Source organism: Demequina gelatinilytica (assembly GCF_000971115.1).
Classification (GTDB): Bacteria; Actinomycetota; Actinomycetes; order Actinomycetales; family Demequinaceae; genus Demequina; species Demequina gelatinilytica.
In genome coordinates, this window is sequence record NZ_BBLV01000004.1 from 1 (window position 1) to 12,091 (window position 12,091).

Genomic DNA, 12,091 nt, shown 5'->3' on the forward strand with positions numbered 1-12,091 from the left:
GCTAGCCGAGGGCGGGATCGCCCCGCAGCTCTTGCCAGATAACATTACGGTCATTATCGTAATCGATATGGGGTGCGACCATCGCTCCCACTCGCACCGCATTGCTGTGGAGGCCGCATGACCGCGACACGACGCTCACCCGGGCGCCCGCCGAACCCCGAGCTGGACGCCGCCCTCATCGAAGCAGCCGCAAACCTGCTCGCGGAGGTGGGCTACGACGCGCTCTCGCTCGCCGAGGTCGCGCGCCGCGCCGGCACCACGATGCCCGCGCTCTACCGCCGGTACAAGAACAAGAACTCGCTCGTCCTCGCCGCGATCGAGCGCGATGTCGAGGCGAACTCCGTGCGCTTCGCACCGCACGGCAGCCTGCGAGACGACCTCATCGGGCTACTCGAGGCGGCTTCAGGCCACATGACGGAGGACAGGCTCAGGGTGCTGGCCGCACTGGTGCTCGCACGCGACACAGAGCCCGAGCTCGTTCAGCGGCTCGTCGGAGGAGTGCTGGTCGACAACCTCCCCGCTCTCACCGAGATCGTCCTGAGCGCGCGTGTGCGCGGTGACGGCACCACCGCTTCGGACGGTCTCGACATGATCGCGATGCTCGTCCCCGCGATCGTCGTCACGCACGGGCTCGTCAACGGGTCGGGACCGGACCGCGCGCTCGTGATCCGCGCCGTCGACGAGATCCTCATGCCGCTGCTCGCTGCCCACGCCCGCGGCTCCGACCACGCGGCGCCCGCCGATCGCCCGGCCCCCTGATTCCCGAACCCCGCTGCACGCAGCCCCGACCCTATTCATCACCCGAGAAGGACAACCATGACCCGCACCACCCTCCTTGCGAACGCCCACACCACGCCTGCGGGGGCAAGTCCCGCGATCGACATCGTCGCGGACCTGCCGATGAAGCGCGGCTACTCCGTGAACTCGTGGTTCGCGATCGGCCACTTCGCGTCGGATGGCCACGTGCTGAACTACCTCGCTCACGTCATCGTGATGTCGGTCAAGGGCATCCCCGTCGCTCTGAACAGCTCATTCAGCGTGACCGATCAGACCACCGGCTGGTACGGATCCGAGGACAAGCTGTTCGCACCGTGGAAGGGCACGTTCGCCGGCGACAGATTCGTGGTCCGCGCACCGAACTGCAGCCTTGAAGGCGACCTGGAGACCATGCGGGTCCGCGCCGAGATGAAGGGCGCCAGCATCGACCTCACCCTTCACGGCACCGGACACCCGCTGTACAACAAGGGCACCGGGCGCTTCGAGATCCTCGGGCTCGATGTGCGCCAGTACTCGCTCCCGACGATGGAGACATCGGGCCGCATCACGGTCGAGGGGCGCACCCACGAAGTCACTGGCACCTCCTGGTTCGATCGGCAGTGGCAGAACCAGAACATCCTCAAGCTCAACGGCCGCTGGACCTGGATGGACCTCAACCTGAGCAACGGCCTGCGACTGAGCCTGTGGGAGGCCGTCGACACGGAGGGACGGACCGATTCCTGGGTGACCTGCATCGACGAGCACGGCGCCCACCGCGTCGCTGCCCTCACCCCGCTGACCGAGGGCGCCAGCGACTACTGGCTCCCGGCGAGCGGAAACCGCTACCCCACGCGGTGGCATCTGACCGCCCCAGAGCTCAGCCTCGACCTGGTGGTGACGCCGTCTCCGCGCGAGCAGGAGCTGCAGGGATTCCTCCCCCACTATGAGGCCGCGAGCGACGTGGCAGGCACCATCGACGGAGAGCAGGTCACCGGGTATTGCTACGTGGAGATGGTCGGCGACTGGAAGGCATCGCGCTGACGGTGTCCGGCACGGCTCGCTCGCGCGGCACACGTCGCCGCGCGAGCGGGCTCCAGCTGCGGATCACGCGCCGACGAGCCTGCTCACGGCCGACGCGACGACGTCGAGCTCGAGCGGTGCCACATCGAGGGCACCATGCAGCGCGAACCCCTCGATCAGGGCGTCCAGCTGACGCGCGACGTCTGGGGCGAACCAGCGTTCAAGCTCGGACCGGCTGCCGGCCATCCAACGACCCGTGATCTCTCGGTAGGCAGGATCTCGGGCGGCGAGCATGTAGAGCTCGTACGCGATGATGTTGTCGCGCATCCCAGCGTCGGCAGAGAGATCTCGGACCAGGGCGACGACGGCAGCGATGGCCTCGTCTCGTGTGCGCGCCTCGGCAAAGTGCGCGGCGTAGGACGCGGCGAAGCGCTCCGCGAAACGAGCGAACGCCGTGCGGAGCAGGTCGTCCATGCCGTCGAAGTGGTAGGTCATGGACCCCAGAGGCACGTCAGCACGGTGAGCGATCCCTCGGTGCGACACCCCGGCCACGCCGACCTCCGCGATCAGGTCGAGCGTGACCTTGACGATGCGGTCGCGCCTTCCGGGATCATGGCGCCGCACTCTCGCCGCCCTCCTCAAGCGTGCGGATCACCTTCGCAGGAACGCCGGCCACGACGACGTTCGCCGGCACGTCCTTGGTCACGACCGCACCGGCGGCGACGACCGAGTTCTCGCCCACGCTCACTCCTGGGCAGATGATGGCGCCGCCGCCGAGCCACACGTTGTCGCCGATGACGATGGGTCGCGCTGCCTCCCACTTGTCGCGCCGGGGCTGCGGTTCCAGGGGATGCGTCGGCGTGAGAAGTTGGACATGAGGACCGATCTGGCAGTCGGCGCCGATCGTGATAGTCGCGACGTCCAGCGCCGTGAGGCCCATGTTGACTAAGGTGCGGGCACCGATGCGGATGTTCGTGCCGTAGTCAACATAGACCGGCGCGCGCACGAATGCGGTGGGGTCCGCTCCAGGCATCAGCTCTCGCGCTGCCTCTTGACCACGCTCGGGATCGCGGTGGTACTCGTCTGCGAAACGCGCCATGCGATGCACGGCGGCACGTTGCGCCTCTGCGATCGCCGGGTCGTCTGCGATGTAGAGATCTCCCGCCATCATCCGTTCGTGGTGGGACCGCGTGTCGCCTGCGCCATCGCCAAGAGAGGCTTGATAGTCATTCATGCGTACGATCGTACATAACCGCGTCGGACACCACCGCGCGGACCCCTCGGGGCCCACAGACCGACCAGAGCCGGTCGCGACGACTGCCGCGGCCGCCTTCGAGAGCCCGGAGCGGAACGCGACCTACGGGCCGCGCCGCAACCAGATGGAGGGCTACAACCGGGCCCGCAAGGACAGCACTGCGGCCGCCATCGCCGCAGCCGACCACCGCCGGCATCGCGGCCCGGGCAAGCAAGACGTCCCGCCGATCTTCAAGGCCGTCGGCGCCAACATCCACGCGATCCTCGAGATCCTGCGCGACATCGCCGACCGCGAGGAGCCCACGCCGAACCCGGGCGGCCGTCCGGTGATCGCCCCGCTCGCCAACCACCGCCGCGAGCCCAACAACCTGCCCATTCGCATCACGGGACGCCCCCCCGGAGGACAAGTCGGGCAGACCCCAGAAGCCCGCGCCGCCGGGCAGACCGGCCAAGGCCGCGTAGCAGCTCTCCCCACCAGAAGCACAACTTCACGCAGGTACGTTCGGAGGCGCGGACCCGCCAACCTTGCCGGGAAACGACTCAGGGCGGTCCGATCACTTGTGAAGAGTGACCGAACCGCCCTGATCTAGGCTCTGCCTTCCGAATCGCGAATTCTTTCGAACCCAACTGAGAAGATGCCTGTGGTACGCCCCCAGGGACTCGAACCCTGAACCCGCTGATTAAGAGTCAGCTGCTCTGCCAGTTGAGCTAGAGGCGCATCGCTCCGCTACCGCGGCGCGAGAGAAAACACTACCTGACTTCTGCGCGAAAGTGAAATCGGCACGGGGACGCCTCCGGCGTCCCGGCTCACCTGAGCTGGCGAAGCCGATCGTAGGCGACGGCGAGCCCGAGCAGCACCGCACCCACCGCCGCGAAGGCGATCCAGCGGGGCAGCTCGGGGTCGGGCACCGCGACCTGGACGAGCGCGAGCGCGACGGCGGTCGCCGCTGCGGCGACCGCGGGCGCGAGCCAGCGGGTGCGCACGCTCACCACGGCTAGCGCCGCCACCGCGAGCGTGAGACCGACGGTGCGCACGAGCGCGCCCGGCTGCACCGCGATGGCGACGAGGCTCGGCACGATCGCCAGCGCGAGCCCGCCGCCCAGCGCGGTGGTGCTCGCCAGCTCAGGATCGCGCCGCATCCATGCGACGCCCTCGGCCAGCGCCCACGCCGCCGGCACGATCGTGTACGCCTCCAGCGCCTCCACCCCGGCGCCGCCGAGGACGAGCCCGACACCGAGCGTCGCGGCGATCGCCGCGCCCACCCGCGCGGGCAACGGCGCCGGCTCGCGCAGCGCGAGCCAGCCCGCGGACACGACCAGCATCGCGAGGCCGGTCGCCGTCGCATCGTCCGCGACGATGCCCGCGGCCAGGACCAGGATCGATGCGGCGCCCCCTGCCCGTGCCACCGCGTCGGACGGGAGCCACCCGAGGCGCGCGAGCGCCACGATGCCCGCGAAAGCGACGCCGGCCAGCGCCGCCGTGGCGACCACCTCCGCGCCGAGCTCGCCGACCGCGAGGCGCGCCGCGATCGCACCTGCCGCTACCGCCACCAGCCCGCCCACCTCGCGCCACGCGACCATGCGTCGCGCGATCAACACGAGCACCGAGGCGACCACCGCGTGCGCCGCGACCTGCGCCCACGGGTGCACGCCCGCCATCAGCACCGCCGCGAGGGCGAGCAGCACGGGATGCCACGGACCGACCGTCCAGCGACCCAGGACCGCGACCCCTGCGACGGCGACAGCCGCGACCACGATCGCCGACCACGGCGTCGGGACGGCCGCCGCGGCGAGGACGCATGCGCCGGCGACGATGGTCGCGGCGTCAGCCCGCAGCCTCCGTGCGGCAAGGAGCCCGACCGCCGCGACCGCGGCGGCCGGCGCGGCGAGCGGGTCGACGGGTGTCCCCGCGCCGGACCCCTCCCACGCATCGGACACGGCCCCCAGCCAGGCGAGCACTGCCGACGCGAAGCCCGGCAGCGCCCACAGCGCGACCGGCACGAGCCCCCACCGGCCCGCGACGGCACGGTGCTCGCCGAGCGCACGCAGCAGCCACGCGGCACCTGCGGCGGATGCCGCCGCAGCGAGCGCGACCGCCACGGGACCACCATCCGCACCGCTCACCCAGGCCGGCGCCACCAGGGTGGCGATCGCGACCGCGGGCGAGGTCGCGAAGCGCGGGACCAGGAGCGCGGCGAGCGCGAGCAGCCCGGCGATCCCCAGCACCACTGTCGCGCCCGTCACGGGCGGGACCAGGCCGACCGCGATGCCCGCGACCCCGCGCAGGGCGAGCGCCGTCACCCACGCGATCGCGCCGATCTGCGCGACCGCCCGGGCCTTCGCATCACGCCACCACCATCCGGTGGCTCCCGCGGCCGCGGACAGCACGAGCGCCGCGCCCATCGTCGCCACCTCGCCCACCCCCGCCGACGCGACCGCCGCCGTCCCGACGCCCGCCGTCGCGACGGCGAGCACGGCCCCGGCAGCCTCGCCGAGCCGTGCAGGGTCTCCGTCGCCGATCGCGCGCCCACGGATCGCCGCCGAGGCCACCACGCCCGCGAGCAGCGTGAGCCCGCACGCCAGCAGCCAACCGCGCGACCCCGCAGCTCCCTCGATGCGGAGCACGTCGATCGCCGCCGCACCACCCCACGCGAGCGCGACCACCAGCAGGACCACCGCAGGCGCGAGGCCCGCAAGCGCCCAGCGCGCACGCTCGGGGGCGACTCCCGCGAGCAACCATGCGAGCGCGGCCGCAGAGGCCACCAGAGCGGCACCCGCCCACGCCTCCCCGCCGCCGAGGCGGAGCACGGTGGCGGCGGGAGCGAGCGTCACCAGCAGCGCGGTGAGAGAGCCGAGCGCCCGGGGCGCACCACGGACCGCCGCCAGGGCTAGGGCGACCGGGACCGCGGCGCCGGCGAGCGCGAGCCACGGCCACCGCTCTCCGGGCGATGCCCACGCGGCCACGCCCACGAGCGCACCGCCGGCACCCGTCGCCACCCCCGCGAGCGCGACGGTGAGGCGCGCCGGCCCCGCGGGCCACGTGCGCGCAGCGCCCGCGAGCACCACCGCCACCAACGTCGCGGCCAGGGCGATGGCGGCTCCGCCTCCCGACGGAGGCGCGACCGCGAGCACGACGGGCACGGTCGCGGCGGCGACCGACGCCGCGCCGGCCATCAGGACTGCGCGCGCGTGCTCCGCATCGTCCCAGCGCCTCGCGACGATGCTCGCGGCGCCGATGCCGACCAGGCCCAGAGGCCACGCCCACGGGGCCGTGGCCGCCGCCCCGCGCGCATCGATCGCGATGCCCAGGCCCGCGATCGCGGCGACGACGGCGGCGATGCCTGCGGGGACGAGCCCCCACGCGACGGCCCGCTGCAGCGCGGGCTCGCTGGCGCCGGCCGCGAGCGCCAGCGCGCCGATCGCCGCGATCACGAGCAGCGCGAGCGCCGGCTCGTCGAGCAGCGGCGCCATGGCCGCGCCCGCCCCCGTCGCCGCGGCCACCGCGGAGGCGACGCCGATGCCGCGCCAACGGACCGCCGCGCCGACCGCCGCGATCGCCGGAGCCCACACCCACCCGATCTCGCCCGGGTCGAGGTCGGCCAGGGCGTAGGTCGCCACCACGGCGAGCGGCCCGAGCGCCGCGACCGCATAGCGCTGGATGCGGGCACCCATGCCGTCGAACCACCGCTCGCCCGCCGCCATGAGCAGGCCCACGGCCACCGCGGCGGACAGCGCGAGGCCCGCGGCCCCCGACTCGGCGCCGGCGCCCGCCACCGCGATGAGGGCCGCGACAGGGACGGTCGCGGCCGCGGCGAGCGACAGCCACGGCACGTCGCGCCGGGCGAGCAGCGATGCGGTCGCGGCTGCGACCAGGAGCGCGACCGGCGTGGTGAAGACCCCGAGCACGTCCGCGGTGCGCTCGAGCGCGACCACGGCGGTCCCCGCGAAGGCCGCCGAGACCACGCCGATGGCACCGGCAGGCTCGGACATGCCGCGGCGGAGGACCCAGCGCGCGAGCACGCCCACCGCCGCCGCGATCGCCAGCAGGATGACGGCCTGCAGCGCCGGAAGGATGGTCTCCCACGTCACCGCGACGAACACGATCGCGGAGGCGATGAGCAGCGCGGCGCCCGCCATCCCCAGCAGCACCGGGGCCGTGAGCGCGGTCCGCAGGCGTGCCGTGCGAGCCCGAGGGGCGCGTGGCGCCCGGGGCCGGTACGGTCCCGGGACCGCGAAGACGTCGCGCGGCGCGGAGACGGCGGGCGGCGCGACGGGCGCATCCTCGCGGGGCGCATCGTCCTCCGGACCCAGGCGCAGCATCCTGAACCTGGTCGCGCCGAGTTCGACCCGGGCGCGCTCGCGCGCCGCGAGGTCGCGATCCAGCCGGACCCGCGCGGCGTCGTACGCCGCTTGCGAGAGCGCCACCTCGGCCACGGCCTCGCGCAGCTGTTGCGCCGCCGGGTCGCCCAGATCGGCACCGCAGCCCGGGCACGCACCTCCGGGCTGGTCAGACGCGGGATCCCCGCACAACGGACACGCCGAATCCCCTGCTACGACCATGATCGCCCCCTTGGGCGCGAGTGTAGCGACGCCATACGCGCTTCGGCAGGCACCGGCGCACGGCGGTGGAATCGTGTCCCCCGCGCTAGCGTTGGACGCATCATGAACGACACCCGACTCGCCGTGGGCGACATCGCGCCCGACTTCACCGCATCGACCGACTCCGGCACCTTCCGCCTCGCGGACCTGCGCGGCCGCAAGGTCATCCTGTACTTCTACCCCGCCGCCATGACGCCGGGCTGCACCACGCAGGCGTGCGACTTCCGCGACTCGCTCGACCGCCTCCACGCCGAGGGCTACGAGGTGGTCGGCATCTCGAAGGACTCGCCGGAGAAGCTGGCGAAGTTCCGCGAGGCCGAGGGCCTGACGTTCACGCTCGTGTCCGACGAGGACCTCGCGGTCCAGAACCTCTACGGCGCGTGGGGCCTCAAGAAGCTCTACGGCAAGGAGGTCGAGGGCGCGATCCGCTCGACCGTGGTGATCGGCGAGGACGGCGCCGTCGCGCTCGCGCAGTACAACGTCAAGGCCACGGGCCACGTCGCCAAGCTGCGTCGCGACCTCAAGATCGACTGACACCTCCGCACGCGTGGTCCAGGCGCGGTCGAGCGCCCGTATCCTGGACCCCGCGCGCGAGTGGCGGAATTGGCAGACGCGCTGGATTTAGGTTCCAGTGCCCTCGGGCGTGGGGGTTCAAGTCCCCCCTCGCGCACCCCGTGATCCCGCACCGGCCCACCGGTGCGGGATCTGTCGTCTCACGCCACGTACATGCCACGATGGCGCCGTGACCCACGACCTCCTCACGCTCGCCGCGGCGGGGTTCGTCGCGGGCCTCGCGGTCGCGATGCCGCTCGGGGCGATCGGCGTGCTGATCCTGCGCGAGTCCATGGTCGGCGGGCTGCGTACGGGCCTGGCCGCCGCCGCCGGCGTCGCGACGGTCGACCTCGCCTACTGCGCGGTGGCTGTCGGGTTCGGCGCCGCGGCTGCGGAGGTGCTCGCCCCGTGGAGCCGGACCATCGCGGTGGCCTCCGGGGTGGTGATCATCGGGATCGGCCTCCTGCTGCTGCGCGGCGCCCTCGGGCCGCCGGCGCCCGCCGGGGAGGTTGTCCCGGGTCGCCCGCTGCGCGTCTACGGGCGGTTCGTGGCGCTCACCTCGCTCAACCCGGCGACGGTCGTGTACTTCCTCGCGCTCGCGGGCGTGGTGACGTCCGTCACCACGGCGTCGGCGGGCCCGGTCGTCTTCGTCGTGGCGGCCGGGATCGGCTCGTTGCTGTGGCAGGCGGGGCTCGCGATCGTCGGCACGGCGATCGGTGCGCGCGTGCCCCCTCGCGCGGTCCGGGTCCTCGGCGTCGTCGCGGCGGCGGCCGTCATCGCGCTGGGCATCGTCGCCCTCGCGGCGGCACGCAGCCTCTGATCGCTGCCGACCCCCGTCGCCGGGCATGCAGAAGGCCCGGCCCTCCCTGCGGGAGGACCGGGCCCCGTGAAGCCGTCTCAGCCCTGCGCGGACTCGTGCTCGGCGATCTTGGTGCGGACCTCGTCCATGTCGAGACCCTCGACAGCGCCGATCAGCTGCTCGAGCGCCGGGCCCGGCAGCGCGCCGGCCTGGTTGAAGACCATGATGCCGTCGCGGAACGCCATGAGCGTGGGGATCGCGGTGATCCCGTACTTCACGCTGAGCTCCTGGTGCGCCTCGGTGTCGACCTTGGCGTGCACGATCTCGGGCTTGACGTCCGAGGACTGCTCGAAGATGGGCGCGAAGCGCTTGCACGGGCCGCACCATTCGGCCCAGAAGTCCACGAGGACGATGCCGTCCTTGCTCACGGTCTCATCGAAGGTGTCGGTGGTCAGCTCGACAGTTGCCATTGCTTCCTCTCTTCGGCAGTAATACCCCGGGGGGTATCCTACCACTTCCCTGCGTGCGGGCTTTCGGTATCCAGGTTGTCACGTCACGGCGCGGTTGACGGGCCACGCGCAGACTCAAGGTAGAAAAGACTCATGACCGATATGGCCGAGCTCCCTGACGAACCCACCGGCTGGCTGTCCGACCGCGAGCTGCAGCACGTCCGTTCCGAGCTCCCGTTGGTATACGTCAACGTGATCCCCGTGCGGATTAATCCCATGGGCGAGATCACCGAGGTGGGACTGCTCCTCAGGGCCATCGACGGCGCGATGTCCCGCGCGATCGTCGCCGGGCGCGTGCTGCTGCACGAGCGGATTCGCGACGCCATCGTGCGCAACCTCGAGAAGGACCTGGGGCTCGCGGCGATGCCGCAGGTGCCGCTGTCGCCCGTGCCGCTCGCGGTCGCCGAGTACTTCCCCACCAAGGGCGTCACGCCCTTCCACGACTCCCGCCAGCACGCCGTCGCCCTGGTCTACGTGGTGCCCGTCGAGGGGCACTGCGAGCCGCAGCAGGGAGCGCTCGACCTCACGTGGCTCACGCCCGAGGAGGCGGCGAGCGAGGACGTGGCCGCAGAGATGGCCGGCGGCCAGCACGTGCTGGTCCGTCAGGCGCTCGCGCACTGCGGCGCCGCGACCTAGGGCTCGCGCTCGAGGGCGCTCGCCAGCTCCTCCCACCAGGCGAGGCGGCCGGGGCGCCCGTCGTAGTGCGCCCGCCCCTGGTTGCGCCCGCTCGGGCTCGGCAGCACGAACACGCGCGCCCCGGCGAACAGCCACTCCTGGATCCCGAGCCCGGGTCGGGGGTGCCCGAGCCAGCGGGAGGCCTGCGCGCCTGCCTCCTTGGAGGTGAAGGCGATCCACCGGGGACGATGCGCGGCGACCTTCGCGGCGAGCGCCGGGACGTCGTAGGGCAGGCCGCGGTCGTGGCTCTGCGCCATGGTCTTGACCAGGTCGGTGAGGCCTACGCCGAATCCCGTGACGCGCGCATCGTCCTCCGGGCCCAGCGGCTCGGGGACGATGCGCGCCGCACCCAGGTACTCCCAGAACCGGTTGCCTGGGCCCGCGTAGTAGTGCCCGCGTGCCGCCGAGGCGAGCCCCGGCGAGGTGCCGCAGAAGACGACGCGCAGGCCGGGCGCCAGTCGATCCGGGAGCACGGGCGGACCGAGCGTCGCGGGAGGTCCCTCCGCGTCCGATCCCGAGGACCGAGCGTCCCGGACCGGGCGGGGGCGGGGCACCTCAGGCCCGGAGAGCCTCGGCCACGTGGGGCGCGAGCGCACGGAACGCCTTGCCGCGGTGGCTGATCTGGTTCTTGCGCTCCGCGGTGAGCTCGGCGTTGGAGACCGCCTCTCCCTGCGCGCGGAAGATCGGGTCGTAGCCGAAGCCGCCCTCCCCTGCGGGCGCTCGGAGGAGCTCGCCGCGCAGGATCGAGCGGCACACGTGCTCCCGCCCGTCCGGCATCACCAGCACGGCGGCGCACACGAACTCCGCGCCGCGGTGCTGGTCCGGGATGTCCGCCATCTGCGCGAGGAGCAGGTCGAGGTTCTCCTGGTCCTGCCCGTGCGCGCCGGACCACAGCGCGGAGAAGATGCCGGGCGCGCCACCCATGATGTCGACCGCGATGCCCGAGTCGTCGGCGATGGCCGGCAGCCCGGTCGCGGCGGCGAGCGCGTGGGCCTTGATGAGCGCGTTCTCCGCGAAGGTGGTGCCGTCCTCGACGGGGCTCGGGGCACCGAGCTCCTTGGCCGACGCCACGTCCTCGCGAGCGAGCCCCGGCACCAGCGGCGCGAGGATCGCCCAGATCTCGCCCACCTTGTGGGCGTTGTGCGTCGCGATCGCGAGGCGGGGCATGGTCAGCCCTCCAGCGCGGCTGCCTGGAGCACGGCGAGCTCGGCGTTGCCGGCGGTCGCGAGCGCGAGGAGCGCGTCGAGCTCGGCCCGGTCGAACGGAGCGCCTTCGGCGGTCCCCTGCACCTCGACGAAGCCGCCGGTGCCGGTCATCACCACGTTCATGTCCGTCTCGGCGCGGACGTCCTCGACGTACGGCAGGTCGAGCATCGGGACACCGTCGATGATGCCCACGCTCACGGCGGAGACCGAACCGCTGAGGGGCTGGGCGCCGGGCTTGATGGCGCCGTGCTTGCGTCCCCACTCGATCGCGTCCGCGAGCGCGACGTACGCGCCGGTGATCGCCGCGGTGCGGGTGCCGCCGTCCGCGTCGAGCACGTCGCAGTCGAGCACGATGGTGTTCTCGCCGAGCGCCTTGACGTCGATGATCGCGCGCAGCGAGCGGCCGATGAGACGGCTGATCTCCATGGTCCGGCCGCCGATCTTGCCGCGCACCGACTCGCGGTCGTTGCGCGTGTTGGTGGCGCGCGGGAGCATCGCGTACTCGGCGGTGACCCAGCCCTCGCCGGAGCCCTTCTTCCAGCGCGGCACGCCCTCGGTGAAGGACGCGGAGCACAGCACGCGCGTCCCGCCGAACGTCACCAGGCACGAGCCCTCGGCGTTGCGCTGGAATCCCCGCTCGAAGGAGATGGGGCGGAGCTGGTCGGGGGTACGGCCGTCGGCACGGGTGATCGTCATGGTGACGAGCCTATCCGTCCCGTGAC

General features: G+C 72.7%; 13 protein-coding genes and 2 tRNA genes. 7 read left to right on the forward strand and 8 right to left on the reverse strand.

Features of this window, described 5'->3' with window-relative positions:
- Positions 1 to 117: 117 nt before the first annotated feature.
- Positions 118 to 759, forward strand: coding sequence for a TetR/AcrR family transcriptional regulator (locus AOM00_RS03855; protein ID WP_062516531.1), 642 nt, complete (start codon positions 118 to 120; stop codon positions 757 to 759).
- A 57-nt stretch (positions 760 to 816) separates the two neighbouring features.
- Positions 817 to 1,797: a lipocalin-like domain-containing protein gene (locus tag AOM00_RS03860; RefSeq protein WP_062516532.1), complete on the forward strand. Its 981-nt coding sequence runs from the start codon at positions 817 to 819 to the stop codon at positions 1,795 to 1,797.
- Between the two features lie 63 nt (positions 1,798 to 1,860).
- Here AOM00_RS03860 and AOM00_RS03865 read toward each other — a convergent pair whose 3' ends face one another.
- Both AOM00_RS03865 and AOM00_RS03870 read right to left on the reverse strand, forming a co-directional pair.
- On the reverse strand, positions 1,861 to 2,400 hold the full coding sequence (locus tag AOM00_RS03865; RefSeq protein ID WP_062516533.1) for a TetR/AcrR family transcriptional regulator: 540 nt from the start codon (positions 2,398 to 2,400) through the stop codon (positions 1,861 to 1,863).
- Positions 2,387 to 3,010 carry a sugar O-acetyltransferase gene (locus tag AOM00_RS03870; RefSeq protein ID WP_062516534.1) on the reverse strand — a complete coding sequence of 208 codons (624 nt, stop codon included), beginning with the start codon at positions 3,008 to 3,010 and terminating at the stop codon, positions 2,387 to 2,389. The genes AOM00_RS03865 and AOM00_RS03870 overlap by 14 nt, the downstream gene beginning before the upstream one ends.
- Here AOM00_RS03870 and AOM00_RS15360 point away from each other — a divergent pair.
- Positions 3,009 to 3,620: a hypothetical protein gene (locus AOM00_RS15360; protein ID WP_156159024.1), complete on the forward strand. Its 612-nt coding sequence runs from the start codon at positions 3,009 to 3,011 to the stop codon at positions 3,618 to 3,620. The genes AOM00_RS03870 and AOM00_RS15360 overlap by 2 nt on opposite strands.
- A 52-nt stretch (positions 3,621 to 3,672) precedes the next feature.
- On the opposite strand, the gene AOM00_RS03880 is transcribed toward AOM00_RS15360, so the two are convergent.
- Positions 3,673 to 3,748 (reverse strand) — tRNA-Lys (locus tag AOM00_RS03880).
- A gap of 89 nt (positions 3,749 to 3,837) precedes the next feature.
- The gene (locus AOM00_RS03885; RefSeq protein ID WP_156159025.1) at positions 3,838 to 7,455 is read right to left on the reverse strand and encodes an SCO7613 C-terminal domain-containing membrane protein; all 3,618 of its coding nucleotides are present in this window, start codon (positions 7,453 to 7,455) and stop codon (positions 3,838 to 3,840) included.
- A gap of 237 nt (positions 7,456 to 7,692) precedes the next feature.
- On the opposite strand from AOM00_RS03885, the gene bcp reads away from it, so the two are divergent.
- The 3 genes from bcp to AOM00_RS03900 all read left to right on the forward strand — a co-directional run bounded on the left by bcp (position 7,693) and on the right by AOM00_RS03900 (position 9,001).
- Positions 7,693 to 8,163, forward strand: coding sequence for a thioredoxin-dependent thiol peroxidase (gene bcp, locus AOM00_RS03890; RefSeq protein WP_062516537.1), 471 nt, complete (start codon positions 7,693 to 7,695; stop codon positions 8,161 to 8,163).
- 54 nt (positions 8,164 to 8,217) lie between these two features.
- Positions 8,218 to 8,299: transfer RNA gene (locus tag AOM00_RS03895), tRNA-Leu, on the forward strand.
- A 72-nt stretch (positions 8,300 to 8,371) separates the two neighbouring features.
- Positions 8,372 to 9,001, forward strand: coding sequence for a LysE family transporter (locus tag AOM00_RS03900; RefSeq protein WP_062516538.1), 630 nt, complete (start codon positions 8,372 to 8,374; stop codon positions 8,999 to 9,001).
- A gap of 77 nt (positions 9,002 to 9,078) precedes the next feature.
- On the opposite strand, the gene trxA is transcribed toward AOM00_RS03900, so the two are convergent.
- The gene (gene trxA, locus AOM00_RS03905) at positions 9,079 to 9,450 is read right to left on the reverse strand and encodes a thioredoxin (protein ID WP_062307540.1); all 372 of its coding nucleotides are present in this window, start codon (positions 9,448 to 9,450) and stop codon (positions 9,079 to 9,081) included.
- 132 nt (positions 9,451 to 9,582) lie between these two features.
- Here trxA and AOM00_RS03910 point away from each other — a divergent pair, with 132 nt between their 5' ends.
- Entirely contained in the window at positions 9,583 to 10,125 is a 543-nt protein-coding gene (locus tag AOM00_RS03910) for a DUF4916 domain-containing protein (protein WP_156159026.1), read from the forward strand.
- On the opposite strand, the gene AOM00_RS03915 is transcribed toward AOM00_RS03910, so the two are convergent.
- The 3 genes from AOM00_RS03915 to rph all read right to left on the reverse strand — a co-directional run bounded on the left by AOM00_RS03915 (position 10,122) and on the right by rph (position 12,065).
- Positions 10,122 to 10,637 carry a mismatch-specific DNA-glycosylase gene (locus AOM00_RS03915; RefSeq protein WP_174442329.1) on the reverse strand — a complete coding sequence of 172 codons (516 nt, stop codon included), beginning with the start codon at positions 10,635 to 10,637 and terminating at the stop codon, positions 10,122 to 10,124. The two genes, AOM00_RS03910 and AOM00_RS03915, sit on opposite strands and share 4 nt — an antisense overlap.
- An 82-nt stretch (positions 10,638 to 10,719) precedes the next feature.
- A complete protein-coding gene (rdgB, locus tag AOM00_RS03920; protein WP_062516541.1) occupies positions 10,720 to 11,331 on the reverse strand; it encodes an RdgB/HAM1 family non-canonical purine NTP pyrophosphatase in 612 nt (203 codons plus the stop codon).
- Between the two features lie 2 nt (positions 11,332 to 11,333).
- Entirely contained in the window at positions 11,334 to 12,065 is a 732-nt protein-coding gene (gene rph, locus AOM00_RS03925; protein ID WP_062516542.1) for a ribonuclease PH, read from the reverse strand.
- Between the last annotated feature and the right edge of the window lie 26 nt (positions 12,066 to 12,091).